Source organism: Mesorhizobium sp. LNJC405B00 (assembly GCF_000502615.1).
Taxonomy (GTDB): Bacteria; Pseudomonadota; Alphaproteobacteria; order Rhizobiales; family Rhizobiaceae; genus Mesorhizobium.
In genome coordinates this window covers 23,173-45,865 of the sequence record NZ_AYWC01000017.1, presented here as the reverse complement: position 1 = coordinate 45,865, position 22,693 = coordinate 23,173, and the positions used below count along the sequence as shown (strand labels likewise).

At 62.8% G+C, this 22,693-nt stretch carries 21 protein-coding genes; all 21 read left to right on the top strand.

What is annotated here, in order from left to right; all coding sequences use genetic code 11:
• Positions 1 to 8: 8 nt before the first annotated feature.
• Positions 9 to 1,199 carry an NADH-quinone oxidoreductase subunit D gene (locus X756_RS140895; RefSeq protein WP_023670822.1) on the top strand — a complete coding sequence of 397 codons (1,191 nt, stop codon included), beginning with the start codon at positions 9 to 11 and terminating at the stop codon, positions 1,197 to 1,199.
• Entirely contained in the window at positions 1,200 to 2,531 is a 1,332-nt protein-coding gene (locus X756_RS140900; RefSeq protein ID WP_023731235.1) for an NADH-quinone oxidoreductase subunit E, read from the top strand.
• The gene (locus tag X756_RS140905; protein WP_023690953.1) at positions 2,531 to 2,734 is read left to right on the top strand and encodes a hypothetical protein; all 204 of its coding nucleotides are present in this window, start codon (positions 2,531 to 2,533) and stop codon (positions 2,732 to 2,734) included. The genes X756_RS140900 and X756_RS140905 overlap by 1 nt, the downstream gene beginning before the upstream one ends.
• A gap of 3 nt (positions 2,735 to 2,737) precedes the next feature.
• Positions 2,738 to 4,042: an NADH-quinone oxidoreductase subunit NuoF gene (gene nuoF, locus X756_RS140910; protein WP_023670819.1), complete on the top strand. Its 1,305-nt coding sequence runs from the start codon at positions 2,738 to 2,740 to the stop codon at positions 4,040 to 4,042.
• A gap of 71 nt (positions 4,043 to 4,113) precedes the next feature.
• Positions 4,114 to 4,806, top strand: a complete 693-nt coding sequence (locus X756_RS140915) for an NADH-ubiquinone dehydrogenase subunit (protein WP_023731234.1) — start codon at positions 4,114 to 4,116, stop codon at positions 4,804 to 4,806.
• Positions 4,807 to 4,817: 11 nt separating this feature from the next.
• A complete protein-coding gene (locus tag X756_RS140920; RefSeq protein WP_023731233.1) occupies positions 4,818 to 5,099 on the top strand; it encodes a pentapeptide repeat-containing protein in 282 nt (93 codons plus the stop codon).
• On the top strand, positions 5,099 to 7,180 hold the full coding sequence (nuoG, locus tag X756_RS140925; protein ID WP_023731232.1) for an NADH-quinone oxidoreductase subunit NuoG: 2,082 nt from the start codon (positions 5,099 to 5,101) through the stop codon (positions 7,178 to 7,180). The genes X756_RS140920 and nuoG overlap by 1 nt, the downstream gene beginning before the upstream one ends.
• Before the next feature lie 2 nt (positions 7,181 to 7,182).
• Positions 7,183 to 8,226 carry an NADH-quinone oxidoreductase subunit NuoH gene (gene nuoH, locus X756_RS140930; protein ID WP_023685202.1) on the top strand — a complete coding sequence of 348 codons (1,044 nt, stop codon included), beginning with the start codon at positions 7,183 to 7,185 and terminating at the stop codon, positions 8,224 to 8,226.
• Complete coding sequence (nuoI, locus tag X756_RS140935) at positions 8,226 to 8,717, top strand: NADH-quinone oxidoreductase subunit NuoI (RefSeq protein ID WP_023731231.1); 492 nt, start codon at positions 8,226 to 8,228, stop codon at positions 8,715 to 8,717. Before nuoH ends, nuoI begins: the two co-directional genes overlap by 1 nt.
• A 123-nt stretch (positions 8,718 to 8,840) precedes the next feature.
• The gene (locus X756_RS140940) at positions 8,841 to 9,461 is read left to right on the top strand and encodes an NADH-quinone oxidoreductase subunit J (RefSeq protein WP_023670812.1); all 621 of its coding nucleotides are present in this window, start codon (positions 8,841 to 8,843) and stop codon (positions 9,459 to 9,461) included.
• A 2-nt stretch (positions 9,462 to 9,463) separates the two neighbouring features.
• Entirely contained in the window at positions 9,464 to 9,724 is a 261-nt protein-coding gene (locus X756_RS140945) for a hypothetical protein (protein WP_023670811.1), read from the top strand.
• A 7-nt stretch (positions 9,725 to 9,731) separates the two neighbouring features.
• Positions 9,732 to 10,040 (top strand): NADH-quinone oxidoreductase subunit NuoK, encoded by a 309-nt coding sequence (nuoK, locus tag X756_RS140950; protein ID WP_023670810.1) that lies wholly within the window; start codon positions 9,732 to 9,734, stop codon positions 10,038 to 10,040.
• A 1,839-nt stretch (positions 10,041 to 11,879) separates the two neighbouring features.
• Positions 11,880 to 13,385 carry an NADH-quinone oxidoreductase subunit M gene (locus tag X756_RS140955; RefSeq protein WP_023731230.1) on the top strand — a complete coding sequence of 502 codons (1,506 nt, stop codon included), beginning with the start codon at positions 11,880 to 11,882 and terminating at the stop codon, positions 13,383 to 13,385.
• An 18-nt stretch (positions 13,386 to 13,403) separates the two neighbouring features.
• A complete protein-coding gene (gene nuoN / locus X756_RS140960; protein WP_023731229.1) occupies positions 13,404 to 14,840 on the top strand; it encodes an NADH-quinone oxidoreductase subunit NuoN in 1,437 nt (478 codons plus the stop codon).
• A gap of 4 nt (positions 14,841 to 14,844) precedes the next feature.
• Positions 14,845 to 15,666 carry a biotin--[acetyl-CoA-carboxylase] ligase gene (locus X756_RS140965; RefSeq protein ID WP_023731228.1) on the top strand — a complete coding sequence of 274 codons (822 nt, stop codon included), beginning with the start codon at positions 14,845 to 14,847 and terminating at the stop codon, positions 15,664 to 15,666.
• A 33-nt stretch (positions 15,667 to 15,699) separates the two neighbouring features.
• Positions 15,700 to 17,373 (top strand): ribonuclease J, encoded by a 1,674-nt coding sequence (locus tag X756_RS140970; protein ID WP_023670805.1) that lies wholly within the window; start codon positions 15,700 to 15,702, stop codon positions 17,371 to 17,373.
• A 117-nt stretch (positions 17,374 to 17,490) separates the two neighbouring features.
• A complete protein-coding gene (gene mce, locus X756_RS140975) occupies positions 17,491 to 17,895 on the top strand; it encodes a methylmalonyl-CoA epimerase (RefSeq protein WP_023731227.1) in 405 nt (134 codons plus the stop codon).
• On the top strand, positions 17,892 to 18,176 hold the full coding sequence (locus X756_RS140980; RefSeq protein ID WP_023670803.1) for a DUF1467 family protein: 285 nt from the start codon (positions 17,892 to 17,894) through the stop codon (positions 18,174 to 18,176). The genes mce and X756_RS140980 overlap by 4 nt, the downstream gene beginning before the upstream one ends.
• Positions 18,177 to 18,907: 731 nt before the next feature.
• Positions 18,908 to 20,236, top strand: coding sequence for a proline--tRNA ligase (gene proS / locus X756_RS140990; RefSeq protein ID WP_023670802.1), 1,329 nt, complete (start codon positions 18,908 to 18,910; stop codon positions 20,234 to 20,236).
• Positions 20,233 to 21,564: a lipoprotein-releasing ABC transporter permease subunit gene (locus tag X756_RS140995; RefSeq protein WP_023731225.1), complete on the top strand. Its 1,332-nt coding sequence runs from the start codon at positions 20,233 to 20,235 to the stop codon at positions 21,562 to 21,564. The genes proS and X756_RS140995 overlap by 4 nt, the downstream gene beginning before the upstream one ends.
• Positions 21,561 to 22,244 (top strand): ABC transporter ATP-binding protein, encoded by a 684-nt coding sequence (locus X756_RS141000; protein WP_023712714.1) that lies wholly within the window; start codon positions 21,561 to 21,563, stop codon positions 22,242 to 22,244. The genes X756_RS140995 and X756_RS141000 overlap by 4 nt, the downstream gene beginning before the upstream one ends.
• The last annotated feature ends 449 nt before the right edge of the window (positions 22,245 to 22,693 follow it).

The window sequence follows — 22,693 nt, the reverse complement described above, 5'->3', positions numbered from 1 at the left end:
GCGCCAGAATGGCTGAAACCTCCGTCCGCAACTTCAACATCAACTTCGGACCGCAGCACCCTGCGGCGCACGGTGTTTTGCGTCTTGTGCTGGAGCTCGACGGCGAAGTGGTCGATCGCGTCGATCCGCATATCGGCCTGCTCCATCGCGGCACCGAAAAGCTGATCGAGCACAAGACCTACCTGCAGGCCGTGCCCTATCTCGACCGGCTCGATTATTGCGCGCCGATGAACCAGGAGCATGCCTTCGCGCTCGCCACCGAGCGGTTGCTCGGCATCGAGGTGCCGAAGCGCGGCCAGCTGATCCGCGTGCTCTATTCCGAGCTCAGCCGCATCATGTCGCACATCCTCAATGTGACGACGCAGGCGCTGGATATCGGCGCGCTGACGCCGCCGCTGTGGGGTTTCGTCGAACGCGAAAAGCTGATGGTGTTCTATGAACGAGCCTCGGGTTCGCGCATGCACGCGGCCTATTTCCGTCCGGGCGGTGTGCACCAGGATCTGCCGGCGAAGCTGGTCGAGGACATCGGCAAGTGGATCGACCCGTTCCTGAAGTCGCTCGACGACCTCGACAAGCTGCTTACCGGCAACCGCATCTTCAAGCAGCGCAATGTCGATATCGGTATCGTGTCGCTGGCCGACGCCTGGGCCTGGGGCTTTTCCGGCGTCATGGTGCGCGGCTCGGGTGCGGCCTGGGATTTGCGCAAGTCGCAGCCTTATGAATGCTATTCCGAGATGGATTTCGACATCCCGATCGGCAAGAACGGCGACTGCTACGACCGCTACCTCGTGCGCATGGAAGAGATGCGCCAGTCGGCAAAGATCATGCGCCAGTGCGTCGACCTCTTGCTTGGCAAGGAAAGCACCGGGCCGGTGTCCAACCTCGACGGCAAGGTGGTGCCGCCCAAGCGCCAGGCGATGAAGCGCTCGATGGAAGCGCTGATCCATCATTTCAAGCTCTATACTGAGGGTTACCGTGTGCCGGCCGGCGAGGTCTATGCCGCGGTCGAGGCGCCGAAAGGCGAGTTCGGCGTCTATCTCGTCTCGGACGGCACCAACAAGCCCTATCGCTGCAAGCTGCGCGCGCCCGGCTTCGCGCATCTGCAAGCCATGGATTTCCTCTGTCGCGGCCACATGCTGGCCGACGTCACTGCCGTTCTTGGCTCCCTCGACATCGTGTTTGGTGAGGTCGATCGCTAAATGTCAGTCCGCCGTCTCGCAGAAGCAAGCGTTCAGCCAGCCTCCTTCGCCTTCAACCGGGCGAATGCCGCGGTTGCGAAGCAATGGATCAAGAAATATCCGAAGGGCCGGGAGCAGTCGGCGATCATTCCCTTGCTGATGATTGCGCAGGAGCAGGAAGGCTGGGTCACCAAGGCGGCGATCGAGACGATTTCGGACATGCTCGGCATGCCGCGCATTCGCGGGCTCGAAGTCGCGACCTTCTACACGCAGTACCAGCTCAATCCGGTCGGCACGCGCGCGCATATCCAGGTCTGCGGCACCACGCCCTGCATGCTGCGCGGCTCGGAAGCGCTGATGGATGTGTGCCGCTCGAAAATCCATCACGACCAGTTCCACACCAACGACAAGGGCACGCTGTCGTGGGAGGAGGTCGAATGCCTCGGCGCCTGCGTCAACGCGCCGATGGTGATGGTCTTCAAGGACACGTTCGAGGATCTGACGCCTGAGCGGCTGGCCGAAATCATCGATCTTTATGATGCAGGCAAGGGTGCCTCGGTTCCCACGGGACCGCAAAATGGCAGAACCGGCTCGGAGCCGGCGCCTGGCCTGACGACGCTGAAGAGCGAAAAGGCGATCCTCAAAGCGACGCGCGACAAGGAAGCCAGGGCGGCGAGCAAGGCTGCCCACGCGGCGCCCGACGCGATTATTGCAGCGCCCGTTCCGGCGCCTGCCGCTCCTGCAGCGGCCGCCCCGGTCGCGCCATCCAACGCCGGCAAGCCGAAAACCGATGCGCCGGAAACCAGCTCGGCGTTGAAGTCGCCCTCCAGGGCCAAGGTTGCACCGGCGGCGGAAAAAGCGGCGAGCGTCCCGGCGCCCCTGCATTCGGCCGCCAACGCCAACACCGCGGCGCCTGAAGTCGAGAAGGTCGCCAAGCAGCGTAATGGCCCGAAGACCACCGCCACGCCGGCAACTGCCTTCACTGCGCCGGAATTCAAGGCGCCAGCGGTCAAGGCCGCGGTGGCCCCGGCCTTCAAGGCGCCGGCAGCCAGGCCCGCAAAGCCGTCGCTCGAGGACAAGAACCGTCCGGCCGGAATCGACAGGCCGGCTGCGGTCGACGATCTCAAGCTGATCTCGGGCATTGGCCCGAAGATCGAGGGCATCCTTCATTCGCTTGGCATCTTCACCTTCACACAGGTCGCATCCTGGAATAAGGCCGAGCGCGACTGGGTGGATGGATATCTCGCTTTCCAGGGCCGCATCGAGCGCGACGACTGGGGCAAGCAGGCCAAGGCGCTCGCCAAGGGCGGCGTCGCCGAATACATCCGCGTCTTCGGCAAGGAGCCACGTTGATGGCTGAAGCGCAAAGCACCGGATCTTTGCTGACGCTGCGCAGCATTGTCATCGGCGTTGTCTGCATCGCTGCTGCCAACATCCTTCTGGAGGGGCTTCGGCGCCTCGTCGAATTGCCGTTTTCGGATACCCTGGAATCGATGGCCGCGACCGGCATGGGCGTGCTGGTGTGGTTCTCGATCGTCTTGCGGGGAAAGAGGTAAGTCATGCTGGCCGACAAAGACCGCATCTTCAACAACATCTACGGCCTCTTCGACAAGTCGCTGGCCGGCGCGATGGCGCGCGGCGCCTGGGACAACACGCCCGGCATCATCGCCAAGGGGCGAGAGTGGATCGTCAACGAGATGAAGGCGTCCGGCCTGCGCGGCCGTGGCGGCGCCGGCTTCCCGACCGGGCTGAAATGGTCGTTCATGCCCAAGCAGAGCGACGGAAGGCCGAGCTATCTCGTTGTCAACGCCGACGAATCCGAGCCCGGCACGTGCAAGGACCGCGATATCCTGCGCAACGATCCGCACACGCTGGTCGAGGGCTCGTTCATCGCCGGCTTCGCCATGGGCGCGGTCGCCGCCTACATCTATGTGCGCGGCGAGTTCATCCGCGAGCGCGAAGCGCTGCAACGCGCCATCGACGAGGCCTACGAGGCCAGGCTGATCGGCAAGAACAACACGTCCGGATACGATTTCGACATCTACATGCATCACGGCGCCGGCGCCTATATATGCGGCGAGGAAACAGCACTTCTGGAAAGCCTCGAAGGCAAGAAGGGCCAGCCCCGGCTGAAGCCGCCATTCCCGGCCAATGTCGGCTTGTACGGTTGTCCGACAACCGTGAACAATGTCGAGTCGATCGCGGTGGCGCCGACCATTTTGCGCCGTGGCGCCGCCTGGTTCTCGTCCTTCGGCCGGCCCAACAATGTCGGCACCAAGCTGTTTTGCATCTCGGGCCACGTCAACAATCCGTGCACCGTCGAGGAGGCGATGTCGATCCCGTTCCGCGAGCTGATCGAGACGCATTGCGGCGGCATTCGGGGCGGCTGGGACAATCTCCTCGCGGTCATTCCGGGCGGCGCTTCGGTGCCGCTGGTGCCGGCCGAGCAGATCATCGATGCGCCGATGGATTTCGATGCTTTGCGCGACCTGAAATCCGGCCTCGGCACGGCGGCTGTCATCGTCATGGACAAGTCGACCGATATCGTGAAGGCGATCGCCAGGCTTTCCTATTTCTACAAGCATGAGAGCTGCGGCCAGTGCACGCCATGCCGCGAAGGCACCGGCTGGATGTGGCGGGTGATGGAGCGGCTGGTGCGCGGCGAGGCGCAGAAGCGCGAGATCGACATGCTGCTCGACGTCACCAAACAGGTGGAGGGTCATACGATCTGCGCGCTGGGCGATGCCGCGGCATGGCCGATCCAGGGCCTGATGCGGCATTTCCGCGGCGAGGTGGAGCGGCGCATCGACGAGTTTTCGCGCAACGCGCACCGGGCCGAACCGGTGATGGTGGCTGCTGAGTAGATTGAAATCGGGCGCAAGCCCCGGACGGAAATATAGGGCGGGGCTGACGAAGAAACGACCAGGAGATGTCTATGGCGCCCTATTCGAACCCTTTGATGCCCAATTTGGACCAGCTTGAGAAGATGAACCAGGATTTGACAAGGATGATGCCGAAGGAGATGGCCAGCGCCGTCAACCTTCTCGCGCATCCTGTCGCGGGTGCCGCCGCCATGTCGGCGCTGGGCTTCGGCCTTGCCAACCATGCCTTTGGCGTGTGGCTAGGCGCCTTGTCGGGTGCTGCCGAGGCATCGCAGCGGATTTTCCAGCCGATCATCGACGATTTCGAGCAGCGCAGCCAAGAGTTCTCCGAGACCGCGCCGGCCACCAAGGCGCGCGCGGCGACCAGAACCCTGATCGCCGAGGCGCAGAGTTTTGCCCAGGATGTGACCGATATTGCCGCTCGCACCGTCGATGCCGAGCCGGAGAAGACCGATGCCGTCGCCGAAGGCGCGACGATCGGATTGATGCCGGAGGATTTCAGACAGCCCAAGGCCGTGGCTCGTCCGGCCAAGCCGTCGGATCTCAAGGCGATCACCGGCGTTGGGCCGAAGCTGGAAAAAGTGCTGAACGGCCTCGGCATCTGGACCTTTGCCCAGATCGCCGCCTGGGCGCCGGAAGAGATCGCCTGGGTCGAGGACTACCTGTCGCTCACCGGCCGTATCGGCCGCGACGAGTGGACCCGCCAGGCCGCGGCGCTGACGCTGGCCGCCAAGGCGAAGAAGTAGGGGTGGCAGGCATGGAGATCCACGACAGGAGCGATGTTCTCGATGTGCGCAATGCCATCGTCAGCAACTCCAGATTTGACGATGTGAACTTGTCGAACACGCAGTTTCACAACGTCGACCTGTCGGCGGCCGTGGTGGACGACGCGAACCTCTCGAACGCGTTTTTCGGCAATGTGAATATGAGCAATCTGAAGATAGAAAACGCTGAAGTCGCCGGCATGATGATCAATGGCATCAGGCTGAGCGATCTGTTTCAGGCATATGAGACGGCGCAGACCGCCGGGGGCAATTGATGGCAAAGCTCAAGGTCGACGGGAAAGAGATCACTGTACCCGACCACTACACGCTGCTGCAGGCAGCCGAGGACGCCGGCGCGGAAGTGCCGCGCTTCTGCTTCCATGAGCGGCTGTCGATCGCCGGCAATTGCCGCATGTGCCTGATCGAGGTGAAGGGCGGGCCGCCGAAGCCGCAGGCCTCCTGCGCCATGAATGTGCGCGACCTCCGTCCGGGACCCAATGGCGAGGCGCCTGAAATCTTCACCAACACGCCGATGGTCAAGAAGGCCCGCGAAGGCGTGATGGAATTCCTCTTGATCAACCATCCGCTGGATTGCCCGATCTGCGACCAGGGCGGCGAATGCGACCTGCAGGACCAGGCGATGGCCTTCGGCGTCGATTCCTCGCGCTATCACGAGAACAAGCGCGCGGTCGAAGACAAGTATATCGGCCCATTGGTCAAGACGGTTATGAACCGCTGCATCCACTGCACGCGCTGCGTTCGCTTCACCACGGAAGTTGCGGGCATTTCCGAGCTTGGCCTGATCGGCCGCGGCGAGGATGCCGAGATCACCACCTATCTCGAAAGCGCCATGACCTCGGAGCTGCAGGGCAATGTCATCGACCTCTGCCCGGTCGGCGCGCTGACCTCCAAGCCTTTCGCCTTTCAGGCACGGCCGTGGGAGCTGACCAAGACAGAATCAATCGACGTCATGGACGCCGTCGGCTCGGCAATCCGCGTCGACAGCCGCGGCCGCGAGGTGATGCGCATCCTGCCGCGCGTCAATGAGGCGGTGAACGAGGAGTGGATTTCCGACAAGACCCGCTTCATCTGGGACGGATTGCGCACGCAGCGCCTCGACCGCCCCTATGTCCGCAAGGACGGAAAGTTGGCGCCGGCCAGCTGGGCCGAAGCGTTCGTTGCGATCAGGGATGCGGTGTCGAATGCGGCGCCCGAGAAAATCGGCGCGATTGCGGGCGATCTTGCCGCCGTCGAGGAAATCTACTCGCTGAAGCAGCTTATGGCTGCGTTGGGCTCGAAGAACACCGATTGCCGCCAGGACGGCGCCGCACTCGATCCCGCGCTCGGCCGCGCCAGCTACATCTTCAACCCCACCATCGAGGGCATCGAGCAGGCCGACGCGGTGCTGATCATCGGCGCCAATCCGCGCTTCGAGGCCTCGGTGCTCAATGCCCGCATCCGCAAGCGCTGGAGGATCGGCAATCTGCCGGTCGGCGTCATCGGCGAGGTCGGCGACACGCGTTACGACTACGAACAGCTCGGCGCCGGTCCGGAGTCGCTGAAAGACCTGGCTGACGGCAATGGCAAGTTCTTCCAGGTGCTGAAGAAGGCGACGCATCCGCTGATCATCGTCGGCCAGGGCGCGCTGTCGCGTGCCGACGGCGCGGCGGTGCTCGGCCAGGCGGCGAAACTCGCCACCGCCGTCAACGCTGCCCGCGCCGACTGGAACGGCTTTGCCGTGCTGCACACTGCGGCCGCGCGCGTCGGCGGTCTCGATGTCGGCTTCGTGCCTGGCAAGGGCGGCAAGAACGTTGCCGGCATGCTGGGTAAGAGCGAGGTTCTGTTCCTGCTCGGCGCCGACGAGATCGACATGTCCAAGACCGGCGGCGCCTTCGTCGTCTATGTCGGAACGCATGGCGACGCCGGTGCGCACCGCGCCAATGTCATCCTGCCGGGAGCCGCCTACACCGAAAAGTCCGGCACCTATGTCAACACCGAGGGACGCGTGCAGCAGACCAACCGCGCGGGCTTCGCGCCGGGCGACGCGCGCGAAGACTGGGCGATCCTGAGGGCATTGTCCGATGTGCTGGGCAAGAAACTACCCTTCGATTCGCTGCAGCAGTTGCGCGCCAAACTCTATGGCGAATACCCGCATCTCGCCCGCATCGATCATGTCGAAGCCGGCAATGCCTATGACGTCGCTAGGGTGGCGAAGCTCGGCGGGCGGCTGAACAAGGGCACTTTCACCTCGCCGGTCACGGATTTCTATCTGACCAACCCGATTGCGCGGGCCTCCGCCGTCATGGCGGAATGCTCGGCGCTGGCGAAAAACGGCTTCAGGCAGGCGGCAGAGTAGACATGGACACCTTCTTCTCCTTCTACGTGCTGCCGACGCTGATCATCCTTTTAAAGTCGGTCGTGCTGATCGTCGTTTTGCTGATCGGGGTTGCCTACCTGCTTTACGCCGACCGCAAGATCTGGGCGGCGGTGCAATTGCGCCGCGGCCCGAACGTCGTCGGCCCGTGGGGCACGCTGCAGGCTTTCGCCGATCTGCTGAAATTCGTCTTCAAGGAACCGGTCATTCCGTCCGGCGCCAACAAGGGCGTGTTCCTGCTGGCGCCGCTGGTCTCGGCGGTGCTCGCCATCTCGGCCTGGGCGGTCATTCCCGTCAATGCCGGCTGGGGGATCGCCAACGTCAATGTCGGCATCCTCTACGTCTTCGCCATCTCCTCGCTCGAGGTCTACGGCGTGATCATGGGCGGCTGGGCGTCCAACTCGAAATACCCGTTCCTCGGCGCGCTGCGCTCGGCGGCGCAGATGGTGTCCTACGAAGTCTCGATCGGCTTCGTCATCGTCACCGTGCTGCTCTGCGTCGGCTCGCTCAACCTGTCGGACATCGTGCTGTCGCAGCAGGATGGGCTGGGCACCAAGCTTGGCCTGCCCAACAGCTTCCTCGACTGGCACTGGCTGGCGCTGTTCCCGATGTTCGTCATTTTCTTCATCTCGGCGCTGGCCGAGACCAACCGCCCGCCCTTCGACCTGGTGGAAGCCGAGTCGGAACTCGTCGCCGGCCATATGGTCGAATACTCCTCGACGCCGTTCCTGTTGTTCTTCCTCGGCGAATATGTCGCCGTGGTGATGATGTGCGCGCTGGCCACCATCCTGTTCCTCGGCGGCTGGCTGCCGCCCTTCGACTTCGCCCCCTTCACCTGGGTGCCCGGCGTGATCTGGTTCGTGCTCAAGATCTGCCTGATGTTCTTCATGTTCTCGATGGTGAAGGCCTTCGTGCCGCGCTACCGCTACGACCAGCTGATGCGGCTGGGCTGGAAAGTGTTCCTGCCGATCTCCCTGTTCATGGTCGTTGCCACCGCGGCCTTCCTCAAAATCACGGGGTTTGCGTGATGTCCGCTTTTGGCCAGGCCGCAAAATCGCTGCTGCTGCAGGATTTCGTCAGCGCCTTCTTCCTGTCGATGCGCCAGTTCTTCGCGCCGAAGGAAACGATCAACTATCCGCACGAAAAGGGGCCGATCAGCCCGCGCTTCCGGGGCGAGCATGCTTTGCGCCGTTACCCCAATGGCGAAGAGCGCTGCATCGCCTGCAAATTGTGCGAAGCGATCTGTCCGGCGCAGGCGATCACCATCGAGGCCGGCCCGCGCCGCAATGACGGCACGCGCCGCACCGTGCGCTACGACATCGACATGGTGAAGTGCATCTATTGCGGCTTCTGCCAGGAAGCCTGCCCGGTCGACGCCATCGTCGAGGGGCCGAATTTCGAGTTCGCGACGGAGACGCGCGAAGAGCTTTACTACGACAAGGACAGGCTGCTGGCGAATGGCGACCGCTGGGAGCGCGAACTGGCGCGCAACATCTCGCTGGACTCGCCCTACCGCTGACATTTGACGCATGGACGGGGCGAGGGGCCTCGTCTAAGGACAACGCAACTTGCCGGCCGGAGGCGGTCGCAGAAATCAAACAGGACGGATGTCCTGTTTGGACAGGAACCCGGGGGATCCCCAATGCTGAGTGGACTAGAGGCGGCCTTTTTCTACCTCTTCGCCTTTGTCGCGGTGGCGTCGGCCTTCATGGTCATTTCGTCGCGCAACCCCGTGCATTCCGTGCTGTTCCTGATCCTGACCTTCTTCAACGCCGCCGGCCTGTTCATGCTGACCGGCGCCGAGTTCCTGGCGATGATCCTGCTTGTCGTCTATGTCGGCGCGGTCATGGTGCTGTTCCTGTTCGTCGTCATGATGCTCGATGTCGACTTCGCCGAGATGAAGGAAGGCGCCCTGCAATATGCGCCGATCGGCGCGCTGGTCGGGCTGATCCTGGCGGCCGAGCTGATCGTGGTGCTCGGCGGCTACACCTTCGCGCCGCAACTGGCCTCGACGGTCTCCAAACCCATCCCGGATCTTGCCGCGCGGACAAATACCGCAGCACTCGGCGACATTCTCTATACCGACTACCTCTACTACTTCCAGATTTCGGGCCTCATCCTGCTGGTCGCCATGATCGGCGCCATCGTCCTGACGCTGCGCCACAAGGAAGGGATCAAGCGGCAGTCGATCGCAGCCCAGGTCGGCCGCACGCCGGCGACAGGCATGGAAATCCGCAAGGTCAAGTCGGGCGAGGGGCTCTGACGATGTTCGGTCGTTTGAAGAAAAAATACTGGGGAGAGCAGGTTGCCTCTTGGCGGGTTGATTCGACTGAAAAGGCCTGGGTATTCGTCTGGAATCGCGACGGGAATCTTACGCTGAACATCAAGAGCGAAGATTTCACATACGTTCAGGGGGCAGGCCGGAATGATGCAACAGTTATCTTCGAGCCTTCTGCCATAGACAGCCTTTTGGACGCCATCGTATCCGCGCGTTCAATGATTCAACAAATGCCGGGAAAGGTTTGATCTGGCCATGGTCGTCGGCATCGCACATTACCTGACCGTATCGGCGATCCTGTTCACGCTGGGCGTGTTCGGCATCTTCCTGAACCGCAGGAACATCATCGTCATCCTGATGTCGATCGAGCTGATCCTTTTGGCGGTCAACATCAATTTCGTTGCCTTCTCGGCGGCATTGGGCGATCTCGTCGGCCAGGTGTTTGCCCTGTTCGTGCTGACGGTCGCGGCCGCCGAAGCGGCCATCGGTCTTGCCATTCTCGTCGTCTTCTTCCGCAACCGCGGCTCGATCGCGGTCGAAGACGTGAACCAGATGAAGGGTTGACGGGGCTAACATGTATCAAGCGATCGTCTTCCTTCCGCTGCTCGGCTTCCTGATTGTCGGCCTGTTCGGCAATGCGCTCGGCGCCAAGGCATCGGAATATATCACCTCAGGCTTCCTGGTGATCTCGGCCGTGCTGTCCTGGGTCGCCTTCTTCTCCGTCGGCTTCGGCGAAGGCGAGGTGTTCACCGTGCCGGTACTGCGCTGGATCCAATCCGGCGGGCTCGACGCGTCCTGGGCGCTCAGGATCGATACGCTGACGGTGGTCATGCTGGTGGTGGTCAACACGGTGTCGGCGCTGGTCCACATCTATTCAATCGGCTACATGCACCACGATCCGAACCGGCCGCGCTTCTTCGCCTATCTGTCATTGTTCACCTTCGCCATGCTGATGCTGGTGACGGCGGACAACCTCGTGCAGATGTTCTTCGGCTGGGAAGGGGTGGGTCTCGCCTCCTATTTGCTGATCGGCTTCTGGTACAAGAAGCCGTCGGCCAATGCTGCTGCCATCAAGGCCTTCGTCGTCAACCGCGTCGGCGATTTCGGCTTTGCGCTCGGCATTTTCGGCGTCTTCGTTTTGTTCGGCTCGGTCAATCTCGGCACCATCTTCGCCAATGCCGCGACGTTCATTCCGGCTGAAGGCGCCCCACAAGGCGCGGCCGTGCTGACCTTCCTCGGCTACGCGCTGGACAAGCAGGCAGCCATGACCATCGTCTGCCTGCTGCTGTTCATGGGCGCTATGGGCAAGTCGGCGCAGGTGCCGCTGCACACCTGGCTGCCGGACGCGATGGAGGGCCCGACCCCGGTCTCGGCACTGATCCATGCCGCCACCATGGTGACGGCCGGCGTGTTCATGCTGGCGCGGCTGTCGCCGCTGTTCGAACTGTCGCATTCGGCGCTGACCGTGGTGACCTTCATCGGCGCCTTCACCGCCTTCTTCGCGGCGACCGTCGGCCTGGTCCAGAACGACATCAAGCGCGTCATCGCCTATTCGACCTGCTCGCAGCTCGGCTACATGTTCGTGGCGCTCGGCGTCGGCGCCTATGGCGCGGCGATTTTCCATCTGTTCACGCACGCCTTCTTCAAGGCGCTGCTGTTCCTGGGCTCGGGCTCGGTCATCCATGCCGTCTCCGACGAGCAGGACATGCGCAAGATGGGCGGCCTGCGGAAGCTCATTCCGAAGACCTACTGGATGATGGTGATCGGCACGCTGGCACTGACCGGCGTCGGCATTCCGGTGACCGTCATCGGCACCGCCGGCTTCTTCTCCAAGGATGCCATCATCGAGGCTGCCTTTGCCGGCCACAATTCGGTCGCCGGCCTCGCTTTTGTCCTGCTGGTCATCGCCGCCTGCTTCACCTCCTTCTACTCCTGGCGGCTGATCTTCATGACCTTCCACGGCGAGCCGCGGGCGAAGATCGGAAGAGCACACGTCTGAACTCCNTCAGACGTGTGCTCTTCCGATCTGCTGTGGGTCGAGCTGGCACCGTTCGTCGCCATGGTCATCGGCTTTGCCGTCGCCTGGAAGTTCTACATCCGCTCGCCGGAACTGCCCCGGAGCGTCGCCGCCAACCATCGGCTGCTCTATGCCTTCCTGCTCAACAAATGGTACTTCGACGAGCTCTACGACGTCCTGTTCGTGCGGCCGGCAAAGGCGCTGGGCCGGTTCCTGTGGAAGACCGGCGACGGCACCATCATCGACGGGCTCGGTCCTGACGGCATTTCGGCGCGCGTCGTCGATGTCACCGACCGCGTCGTCAAGCTGCAGACCGGCTACCTCTATCACTATGCCTTCGCCATGCTGATCGGCGTGGCCGCACTCGTCACCTGGATGATGCTCTGATGACCGCCTGGCCAATCCTCTCGCTGGTCACCTTCCTGCCGCTCGTAGGTGTGCTGCTGATCCTGTTCATCAGGGATGACAGCCCGAATGCGCGTCGCAACATCCGCGCCATCGCGTTCACGACGACAGCGGCCACCTTCATCATCTCGCTGTTCATCTGGACCGGCTTCGACAATTCGCAAGCCGGCTTCCAGTTCGTCGAGAAGTTTGCCTGGTTGGATTCCGGCATCTCCTACCATATGGGCGTCGACGGCATTTCGATGCTGTTCGTCATCCTGACGACGTTCCTGATGCCGCTCTGCATCCTGGCGTCGTGGGAAGCGATCGACAAGCGGGTCAAGGCCTACATGATCGCCTTCCTGCTCTTGGAAACGCTGATGATCGGCGTGTTCTGCGCGCTCGACATCGTGCTGTTCTACGTCTTCTTCGAGGCCGGCCTGATCCCGATGTTCATCATCATCGGCGTCTGGGGCGGCAAGCGCCGCGTCTACGCCTCGTTCAAGTTCTTCCTCTATACGCTCGCCGGCTCGGTGCTGATGCTGCTCGCCATCATGGCGATGTTCTTCCAGGCGGGCACCACCGACATCCCGACGCTGCTGACCCACAACTTCCCGGCCCACATGCAGACATGGCTATTTCTAGCCTTCTTCGCCTCCTTCGCGGTGAAGATGCCGATGTGGCCGGTGCACACCTGGCTGCCCGATGCGCACGTCGAAGCGCCGACGGCGGGCTCGGTGATCCTGGCGGGCATCCTGTTGAAAATGGGCGGGTACGGCTTCCTGCGCTTCTCCCTGCCGATGTTCCCGCTGGCGTCGGAAATGTTCGCACCGCTGGTGTTCACGCTGTCGGTCGTCGCCATCATCTACACCTCGCTGGTGGCGCTGATGCAGGAGGACATGAAGAAGCTGATCGCCTATTCCTCCGTCGCCCATATGGGCTTCGTCACCATGGGCATCTTCGCCATGAACCAGGAAGGCGTGCAGGGCGCGATCTTCCAGATGCTGAGCCACGGCCTCGTCTCGGGCGCACTGTTCCTGTGCGTCGGCGTCATTTACGACCGCATGCACACACGAGAGATCGACGCCTATGGCGGCTTGGTCAACAACATGCCGAAATACGCAACCGTGTTCCTGATCTTTACCATGGCCAATGTCGGCTTGCCCGGCACGTCAGGCTTCGTCGGCGAGTTCCTGACCATGCTCGCCGTGTTCCGGGTCAACACCTGGGTGGCTTTCTTCGCCGCCACCGGCGTCATCCTGTCGGCGGCCTACGCGCTGTGGCTCTACCGCCGGGTCATCTTCGGCGCGCTGACCAAGGAAAGCCTGAAGGGCCTGCTCGATCTGTCGACGCGCGAGAAGGCAATCATCTACCCGCTGGTCGTGCTGGTCATCTTCTTCGGCGTTTATCCCGCTCCCGTCTTCGATGCCACGGCCCAGTCGGTCAAGGCGCTCGTCACCAATGTCACCGAATCCATCGGCGCCGCGCAGACCGCGGCGGCGAACTGACCAGAGGTTTTGCGAACCATGACGCCGGACCTTTACTCCAGCCTTTCGCTCTCGACGCCGGAGCTGATCCTCGCCATCGGCGCGCTGGCGCTGTTGATGGTGGGCGCCTATTCGCGCGCCAACACGGCCATTCTGGTGACCGGCCTTGCCGTCGCCGTGCTGGTGATCGCAGGCCTATGGCTGATCTTTCCCACGGGGCAGGGGAGCGCCTACGGCAACGCCTTCATCCAGGATCCGTTCTCCCGCTTCATGAAGGTGCTGTCGCTGATCGGTTCGGCGGTGACGCTGGTGATGTCGATGCGCTTCGCCAGGCAGGAGCATTTCGATAAGTTCGAATACCCGGTGCTGATCCTGCTCTGCACGCTCGGTATGATGCTGATGATCTCGGCCAACGGCATGATCGGGCTCTATCTCGGCCTCGAACTGCAGTCGCTGGCGATCTACGTGCTGGCGGCGATCAACCGCGACAATCTGCGTTCGACCGAGGCCGGTTTGAAGTATTTTGTGCTGGGCGCGCTGTCGTCGGGCATGCTGCTTTACGGAATCAGCCTCATTTACGGCTACACCGGCAATGTAGGCTTCCAGGAAATTGCCTCCGCGCTTGGCAGCGGCGAGCGCCAGTTGGGTCTCGTCGTCGGCCTGGTCTTCGTTTTGGCCGGCCTTGCCTTCAAGATTTCGGCGGTGCCGTTCCACATGTGGACGCCCGATGTCTACGAGGGCGCGCCGACGCCGGTCACCGCCTTCCTGGCGGCCGCTCCCAAAATGGCGGCAATGGCCTTGATCGTGCGCGTCACCATGGGCGCCTTCAAGCCGATCGCTTCCGACTGGCAGCAGATCATCGTCTTCATCTCGATCGCATCGATGGCGCTCGGCTCCTTTGCCGCCATCGGCCAGACCAACATCAAGCGGCTGATGGCGTACTCCTCGATCGGCCATATGGGGTATGCGCTGGTCGGCCTTGCCGCCAACAGCCAGGCCGGCGTGCGCGGCGTCGCCATCTACATGCTGATCTATCTCGTCATGACGCTCGGCACCTTCGCCTTCATCCTCGCCATGCGGCGCAAGGAAGGCAATGTCGAGCAGATCAGCGATCTCGCCGGTCTGTCGTCGACCAATCCGATCATGGCGACGATCCTGACCATCCTGATGTTCTCGCTGGCCGGCATCCCGCCGCTCGCCGGCTTCTGGGGGAAATGGTACGTGTTCCTCGCCGCCATCAACGCCAACCTCTATGCGCTGGCGATCATCGGCGTGCTGGCCTCCGTCGTGGGCGCTTTCTACTATCTGCGTATCATCAAGATCATGTGGTTCGACGAACCGGCCGGTGGCTTCGTGCCGATGGCGGTTGAGCTGCGCCTCGTGCTTGGTGTCTCCGGCGCTTTCGTGCTGTTCTATGTGCTGATCGGCGGTCCGATCGCGACCTACGCCGAAGCCGCCGCCAAGACATTTTTCTGACCGGATGGCATTTCGGCTGGCTCCGACCTCTGAGACGGAAGGGTTCCGGCTCGAGGCGCATGACAGTGTGGGTTCCACCAACACGCTGGCGCTGGACCATGCAAGGGCAGGCGACCCCGGCAAATTGTGGGTCGTTTCCAAGAAGCAGGAAAGCGGCCGTGGCCGCCGCGGCAGGGCCTGGGTATCGCCCGAGGGCAATCTGGCGGCGACATTGCTGGTCATCGCCGGCGGTGAGTTGCGTCTGGCGGCGACGCTGGGCTTCGTCGCCGGCCTGTCGCTGGCCGATGCGCTCGACGCCGTGGTGCCGAAGGGCAGGATCGCTATCAGCCTCGACGGCGCCAGCCAGGGGCAGAACCGCTTCGAGCTGAAATGGCCGAACGATGTGCTGGCCTCCGGCGCCAAGCTGGCCGGCATCCTGCTGGAATCGGCCATTCTCGATGGCGGCCGTTTCGCGGTGGCGGTGGGCATCGGCGTCAATGTGGTGGCGCATCCGCCGGATTTGCCGTATCCGGCGACATCGCTTCAGGCGCTGGGCGCGACATGCGACGCCGAAACGCTGTTCTTGGCGCTGTCCGATGCCTGGACGGACAATGCCCGGCTGTGGGATGACGGACGCGGGCTCGACGCCATCCGGCGTCGCTGGCTATCGCGCGCGGCGGGGCTTGGCGGCGAGGTTGCTGTCAGGATTGACGGGAATGTGGTGCGCGGTACCTTCGAGACCATTGACGCGGACTGCCGTTTCGTGATCCGCGATGATGAGGGGTCGGTTGTGACGGTAGCCGCCGGCGACGTGCATTTCGGCGCCGTCGCGTCGGCAAAGATTTAGGGGCTGGTCGCAAGGGCCGGGAAGGGAAAATTGATGGCGAAAGCGCAAAACGCCGAACTCGTCTTCGTGCCGCTCGGCGGCGTCGGTGAGATCGGCATGAACTTCGCCCTTTACGGCTATGGGCCGCCTAGCGCGCGCGAGTGGATCGTCGTCGATGTCGGCGTGACCTTTCCCGACGCGGCGCATCCGGGCGTCGACCTGATCCTGCCCGATACGCGCTTCATCGAGGAGAACCTCGCCGGCCTGCGCGGCATCATCATCACCCACGCGCACGAAGACCATTACGGGGCGCTGCTCGACATCTGGCCGAAGCTGAAGGCGCCGGTGTGGATGACACCGTTCAGCGCCGGCCTGCTCGATGCCAAGCGCCAGGGCGAGCAGGGCGCGCCGAAGAAAATTCCGGTGACGATCTACCGGGCAGGCGAGACATTCACCGTCGGCCCGTTCTCGATCGAGGCCATTCCGGTGGCGCACTCGATCCCCGAGCCGATGTCGCTGGCGATCACCTCGCCGGCCGGCACCGTCATCCATACCGGCGACTGGAAGATCGATCCGGAACCGACGATCGGCCCCAAGACCGACGAGGCGCGGTTCCGCGCCTATGGCGACAAGGGCGTGCTGGCGCTGGTCTGCGATTCCACCAATGCGCTGCGCGAAGGCGAATCGCCGTCGGAAGTGGCGGTCGGCGAAGGCCTCAGGGGCGTCATCCAGAGCGCCGTCGGCCGCGTCGCCGTCACCACCTTCTCGTCCAATGTCGGACGCATCGTTTCGATCGCCAAGGCGGCGCGCGATGCCGGCCGCCAGTGCCTGGTGCTCGGCCGCTCGCTGAGGCGGGTCATCGATGTCGCCGGCGAGCTCGGCTACATGGACGGGCTGCCGGAGTTCATCGCCGAAGAGGATTTCGGCTTCATCCCGCGCGAGAACCTGGTCATCATCTGCACCGGCAGCCAGGGCGAGGCGCTGGCAGCGCTGGCAAAACTGTCGCGCGACGAGATGAAATCGGTGTCGCTGACGGCCGGCGACACGGTGGTGTTTTCCTCACGCACCATTCCCGGCAACGAGAAGGCGATCCTCGAGATCAAGAACCGCCTCATCGACCTCGGCATCAAGATCATCGAGGATGGCGACGCGCTTGTGCATGTCTCCGGCCATCCCCGCCGCAGCGAATTGCGCAGGATGTATGAGTGGGTGCGGCCGCAGATCGGCGTTCCCGTGCATGGCGAAGCCGCGCATCTGGTGGCGCAGGGGTCGCTGATGTCGACCTCCGGCATCGGCCAGGTGGCGCAGGTGCGCGACGGCGACATGCTGCGGCTGGCGCCGGGTCCGGCCACGATCATCGACCAGGTGCCGTTCGGCCGCATCTACAAGGACGGCAGGCTGATCGGCACCGACCAGGCGATGGGCATACGCGACCGGCGCAAGCTATCCTTCGCCGGCCATGTCGCGGTCAATGTCGTGCTCGACGACAAATATGAGCTCGCCGGCGATCCCGATCTGGTCGCCATCGGCGTCGCCGAGGCCGATGCCCGTGGCGAAAACATGGAAGATCTGATGCTCGACGCGGCCGTCGGCGCGGTCGACTCGATCCCTCGCCAGCGCCGCAAGGACCTCGATCTGGTGCAGGAAGCGGTGCGCCGCGCCGTGCGCGGCGCAGCCAACGAGGCCTGGGGCAAGAAGCCGCTGGTGACGGTGTTTGTGACGAGGTAGTGGATGGTGAATAGTGAATAGTGAATAGTGAATAGTGAATAGTGAATAGTGAAGGGTCGACGTGCTGCGCTGATCGAGATTGGTATTCACCATTCACCCACTAGCCACGGAGCATCGATGCTCGGACGCCTGAACCATGTAGCGCTTGCCGTGCCGGACCTGGCCGCGGCGATTGCGGCCTATCGCGATACGCTTGGCGCGAAGGTCACCGCGCCGCAAGCGCTGCCCGAGCATGGCGTTACCGTGGTGTTCGTCGATGTCGGCAACACCAAGATCGAACTCCTGGAGCCGCTGGGCGAACGGTCGCCGATCGCGGCCTTTCTGGACAAGAACCCCTCGGGTGGCATGCATCATGTCTGCTACGAGGTCGACGACATCCTTGTCGCGCGCGATCACCTCAAAGCGAGCGGCGCCCGCGTGCTGGGCGACGGCAATCCCAGAACCGGCGCCCACGGCAAGCCGGTGCTGTTCCTGCATCCCAAGGATTTCTTCGGCACGCTGGTCGAACTGGAGCAGGCATGAGCTGGATTTCGTTTGCCGCGCTGTTCTTCATCACCTGGTGGCTGATGCTGTTCATCGTGCTGCCGTTCAGCGTCAAGACGCAGGATGACGACCAGGACGTGACGCTGGGCACGGTTGCGAGTGCGCCGCGCGGGCCGCATATGCTGCGCGCCGTGATCCGCACCACCATCGTCACGGCTGTCGTCATGGGGGTTTTCTATAGCCTGACGCACGGGCTGGGCTACAGCCTCGACGAAGTCCCGCATATCATCCCCGAAGCCAGCCAGGCACCTGCAAACTAACCACTTTCCCGCCGGCAGATCGGGTGGGGTGTTCGTGCCTGTTTTCGGAGCGCCAAACTCAGGTTTTGTCTCGCCAGCCTGCGATGCACAATCGGCGGCCAGGCATGGCCGACCCGCATTAGAATCACGACTGGGCATCAGGCTGACGCAAGCTCACGTGATTTGGGAACAGGTTGATCTAACCAGATGATCGGGCAAAAAAAATGCAAGGCACAAGGCCTTGCAATTTAAACGCGTTCCGATCTGTTTTCCGGTTTCCGGCGGCAGCGGGTAACCGCGCCTAGATCGCATCCTCCCAAGACTTTGACCGCGTAGGAGAGCAGATTTTTCTCCACCCTCTCGGTTATCGGGGCACACTAGCCTAACCCTGATGAAATTGTCACGCAGAATTTTGCCCGCAATCGGGCAATCTGTGCTGCAGTGCACAATAGTGCGGCAGGCTTTGCTTGCGAAACGAACAACACCGGGGCTGCCGCCTTAATCTGGTCAGGTGTGCCGCGTCGCCCGGACGCGCAAAGCGTGTGTGAGCACTTCGGAGTCCGGGTCATCATTTTGCATCAAAAGCATTATCGTTTTCGGTGCGAAGGTCTTTGGAAGAAGAATCGATTTTTGCGATTTCGGACCGATGCGGCCGGTCGGGTTTCCATTCCGTCACGAAATAGCTATGAAGCCGGGGCAAGCAAGCCAGCCGCGCCGATTCCGGCGCAGCCTCCTCTCTCACGGACCTGTCCATGCGTTTGTCGCAGTTTTTCCTGCCCATCCTGAAAGAAAATCCGCGCGAGGCCGAGATCGTCTCGCACCGGCTGATGCTGCGTGCCGGCATGATCCGCCAGCAGGGGCAGGGCAGCTTTTCCTGGCTGCCGCTAGGCAAGCTGGTGCTCGACAAGGTCTGCCGCATCATCCGCGAGGAGCAGAACCGCGCCGGCGCTCTGGAAATCCTGATGCCGACCATCCAGTCGGCCGATCTGTGGCGCGAAAGCGGCCGCTATGACGATTACGGCAAGGAGATGTTGCGCATCAAGGACCGGCAGGACCGCGACATGCTCTACGGTCCGACCAATGAGGAAGTGGTCACCGAGATCGTGCGCGCCTACGTCAAGTCCTACAAGGACTTGCCGCTCAACCTCTACCACATCCAGTGGAAGTTCCGCGACGAGGTGCGGCCGCGCTTCGGCGTCATGCGCTCGCGCGAATTCCTGATGAAGGATGCCTATTCCTTCGACCTCGATTTCGAGGGCGCGAAGGCCGCCTATAACCGCATGTTCGTATCCTATCTCAGGACGTTCACGCGCATGGGGCTGCAGGCCATTCCGATGCGGGCCGACACCGGGCCGATCGGCGGCGATCTCAGCCATGAATTCATCATCCTGGCCGACACCGGCGAGAGCCAGGTCTATTGCGACCGCGAATATCTGTCGCTCCAGGTGCCCGGCGAGAAAACCGACTTCGGCAATGACGGCGAGATCGCCGACATCGTCAAAACGTGGACGACGCCTTACGCCGCCACCGACGAGATGCATGACGAGGCGGCCTGGGACAAGCTTGGCGAAGCCGACCGGGTCTCGGCACGCGGCATCGAGGTCGGCCACATCTTTCATTTCGGCGACAAATATTCCAAGCCCATGGGCGCCAAGGTGACCGGGCCCGACGGCAAGGATCATTTCGTTTCCGGCGGCTCCTACGGTATCGGTCCGTCGCGGCTGGTGGCAGCGATCATCGAGGCCAGCCATGACGATAACGGCATCATCTGGCCGGAAGCGGTGACGCCGTTCGACATCGGCCTGATCAACATGAAGGCCGGCGACGCCGAGTGCGACCGCGTCTGCGGCGAGCTCTACGCCGCCTTCACCAGCGCCGGCAAGGATGTGCTTTACGACGACACCGACCAGCGGCCGGGCGGCAAGTTCGCCACCGCAGACCTGATCGGCCTGCCCTGGCAGGTGATCGTCGGGCCGCGCGGCGTGGCCGCCGGCGAGATCGAGATCAAGAACCGCCGGACCGGCGAGCGCGAGACGCTGCCGGTCGCGGAGGCCAGGAAACGCTTCGGTGCAACCGCATGAGCGAAGCCGCGGCAGCGAAGTCTTCGGTAGCCCAGTCTCCGGTTGGCAAGTCTCCGGTCGCCAAATCTCCGGTCGCCGGCCCGTTCTCCATGTTCGAACGCATGGTCGCCTGGCGTTATTTGCGGTCGCGCCGCAAGGAGACGGTGATCTCGGTCATCGCCTCGATCTCCTTCCTCGGCATCATGCTAGGCGTCGCCACGCTGATCGTCGTCATGGCTGTCATGAACGGGTTTCGAGCCGAACTTCTGACCCGCATCCTCGGCGTCAACGGCCATCTGATCGTGCAGCCGCTGGATTCGCCGCTTGAGGACTATGCGCAGGTCGCAGCCCGCATCAACGGCGTGGCCGGCGTCAAATACGCGATCCCGCTGATCGACGGCCAGGTGCTGGCGCAAGGCAATGTCGGCGGCGGCATGGGCGCGCTGGTGCGCGGCATACGCGCCGAGGATCTCGGCAAGATCGCCATCGTCGCCAAAAACGTCAAACAAGGCACGCTTGACGGTTTCGACTCCGGCGAGGGCGTCGCCATCGGCAAGCGTATGGCGGAGAATCTCGGCCTTGTGCTTGGCGACACCATCACGCTGATATCGCCGGATGGCGACGTCACGCCGATGGGCACGACGCCGCGGCTGAAGGGCTACAAGGTGGCGGCGATCTTCGAGGTCGGCATGTCGGAATATGACAGCTCCATCGTCTACATGCCGTTTTCCGAAGCGCAGCTCTATTTCAACATGGACGGCAGGGCGCAGACGATCGAGATCTATGTCGACAATCCCGATAATGTCGACGCGCTGAAACCGCTGGTCGATGCGGCGGCGCAACGGCCGATCGACATGGTCGACTGGCGCCAGCGCAACGAGACGTTCTTTTCAGCACTGCAGGTCGAGCGCAACGTCATGTTCATGATCCTGACGCTGATCGTGCTGGTGGCGGCGCTCAACATCATCTCCGGCCTGATCATGCTGGTGAAGGACAAGGGCCACGATATCGCCATCCTGCGCACAATGGGCGCCTCGCGCGGCGCCATCCTGCGCATCTTCCTGATGACGGGCGCTGCGATCGGCGTAACCGGCACGCTCGCCGGCGTGCTGCTCGGGGTGCTCATCTGCACCAACATCGAATCGATCCGCCAGTTCTTCTCCTGGATGACCGGCAAGGTGCTGTTCAATCCGGAACTCTATTTCCTCAGCCAACTGCCGGCAAAGATGGACCCACGCGAGACCACCTACGTCATCCTGATGGCGCTCGGCCTGTCCTTCCTTGCAACCGTGTTTCCGGCATGGCGCGCCGCACGGCTCGATCCGGTCGAGGCCTTGAGATACGAATGAAGTCCGAGATCATTATCGAGCTGAAGAGCGTCGAGCGGCACTATGTCCAGGGGCCGCGCAAGCTCACCATTTTGAACGGCGCCGACTTTTCGCTGAAGCGCGGCGAGATGGTGGCGCTGGTGGCGCCGTCGGGCACCGGCAAGTCGACGCTGCTGCACACGGCGGGCCTGCTCGAGCGCCCCGACGCCGGTGACGTCATTCTGGCCGGCCGCGCCTGCGGACGGCTCTCCGACGACGAACGCACGGCAATCCGCCGCAACGATGTCGGCTTCGTCTATCAGTTCCATCATCTGCTGCCGGAGTTTTCGGCACTGGAAAACATCATGATGCCGCAGCTGATCAAAGGGCTTTCGCGCAAGGAGGCGTCGGAGCGCGCAGCACAGCTGCTCGACTATATGCAGATTGGCAAGCGCGCGTCGCACCGGCCGTCGGAGCTGTCCGGCGGCGAACAGCAGCGCGTCGCCATTGCTCGCGCGGTCGCAAATGCGCCCTTGCTGCTTTTGGCCGACGAGCCGACCGGCAATCTCGACCCGGTCACCGCGTCCTATGTCTTCGAGGCGCTTGGCGCGCTGGTCAAGCAGTCCGGCCTTGCCGCGCTGATCGCGACCCACAATCACGAAATCGCCTCGCGCATGGACCGCCGGGTGACGTTGGCGGATGGCAAGGTCGTTCCGTTGTAGGCCCCAACTTCGTCATCCTAGCGTCTGCGCCGCGTCGCTGCGCTCCTTGCTCCGCCCTAGGATGACGAAGTGATTGGTGCGTCTCGGCCGATCGCAAAGGCATGCGATGCGCCCTGCGTCAGCACTGCCGTCACCCCGTCAACCTTTCGTTAACCCTGCCCAAACCGGCTGTCAGGATTCGTCGGCATGCCGCTTTCCGCTCATTGACTTTCGAACAAAGTTAGAACAAAATAAGAACATAGCAACAACAGGAGAGAGTTATGAGCGATCTTGTTCAGGACGTCGTTTCGTTGGTGTGCATGAGTGCGTTTCTGGTTTCCATGGCCGTCTGGATCGGCGCCATGTGATGCAACTGCGGTTCGCCGCACTGTTTTAGGCGGGCAGGAAGGCGCTGTGCCGTTAAGCCTTTCTTGCCGCCATGACGCTAGGCTGCCCCGCCAAGACAGGGA

Excerpts from the sequence above, each read along its gene's own strand:
- X756_RS140895 (WP_023670822.1), top strand. The coding sequence starts at position 9 with ATGGCTGAAACCTCCGTCCGCAACTTCAACATCAACTTCGGACCGCAG.
- X756_RS140900 (WP_023731235.1), top strand. The coding sequence starts at position 1,200 with ATGTCAGTCCGCCGTCTCGCAGAAGCAAGCGTTCAGCCAGCCTCCTTC.
- X756_RS140905 (WP_023690953.1), top strand. The coding sequence starts at position 2,531 with ATGGCTGAAGCGCAAAGCACCGGATCTTTGCTGACGCTGCGCAGCATT.
- nuoF (WP_023670819.1), top strand. The coding sequence starts at position 2,738 with ATGCTGGCCGACAAAGACCGCATCTTCAACAACATCTACGGCCTCTTC.
- X756_RS140915 (WP_023731234.1), top strand. The coding sequence starts at position 4,114 with ATGGCGCCCTATTCGAACCCTTTGATGCCCAATTTGGACCAGCTTGAG.
- X756_RS140920 (WP_023731233.1), top strand. The coding sequence starts at position 4,818 with ATGGAGATCCACGACAGGAGCGATGTTCTCGATGTGCGCAATGCCATC.
- nuoG (WP_023731232.1), top strand. The coding sequence starts at position 5,099 with ATGGCAAAGCTCAAGGTCGACGGGAAAGAGATCACTGTACCCGACCAC.
- nuoH (WP_023685202.1), top strand. The coding sequence starts at position 7,183 with ATGGACACCTTCTTCTCCTTCTACGTGCTGCCGACGCTGATCATCCTT.
- nuoI (WP_023731231.1), top strand. The coding sequence starts at position 8,226 with ATGTCCGCTTTTGGCCAGGCCGCAAAATCGCTGCTGCTGCAGGATTTC.
- X756_RS140940 (WP_023670812.1), top strand. The coding sequence starts at position 8,841 with ATGCTGAGTGGACTAGAGGCGGCCTTTTTCTACCTCTTCGCCTTTGTC.
- X756_RS140945 (WP_023670811.1), top strand. The coding sequence starts at position 9,464 with ATGTTCGGTCGTTTGAAGAAAAAATACTGGGGAGAGCAGGTTGCCTCT.
- nuoK (WP_023670810.1), top strand. The coding sequence starts at position 9,732 with ATGGTCGTCGGCATCGCACATTACCTGACCGTATCGGCGATCCTGTTC.
- X756_RS140955 (WP_023731230.1), top strand. The coding sequence starts at position 11,880 with ATGACCGCCTGGCCAATCCTCTCGCTGGTCACCTTCCTGCCGCTCGTA.
- nuoN (WP_023731229.1), top strand. The coding sequence starts at position 13,404 with ATGACGCCGGACCTTTACTCCAGCCTTTCGCTCTCGACGCCGGAGCTG.
- X756_RS140965 (WP_023731228.1), top strand. The coding sequence starts at position 14,845 with ATGGCATTTCGGCTGGCTCCGACCTCTGAGACGGAAGGGTTCCGGCTC.
- X756_RS140970 (WP_023670805.1), top strand. The coding sequence starts at position 15,700 with ATGGCGAAAGCGCAAAACGCCGAACTCGTCTTCGTGCCGCTCGGCGGC.
- mce (WP_023731227.1), top strand. The coding sequence starts at position 17,491 with ATGCTCGGACGCCTGAACCATGTAGCGCTTGCCGTGCCGGACCTGGCC.
- X756_RS140980 (WP_023670803.1), top strand. The coding sequence starts at position 17,892 with ATGAGCTGGATTTCGTTTGCCGCGCTGTTCTTCATCACCTGGTGGCTG.
- proS (WP_023670802.1), top strand. The coding sequence starts at position 18,908 with ATGCGTTTGTCGCAGTTTTTCCTGCCCATCCTGAAAGAAAATCCGCGC.
- X756_RS140995 (WP_023731225.1), top strand. The coding sequence starts at position 20,233 with ATGAGCGAAGCCGCGGCAGCGAAGTCTTCGGTAGCCCAGTCTCCGGTT.
- X756_RS141000 (WP_023712714.1), top strand. The coding sequence starts at position 21,561 with ATGAAGTCCGAGATCATTATCGAGCTGAAGAGCGTCGAGCGGCACTAT.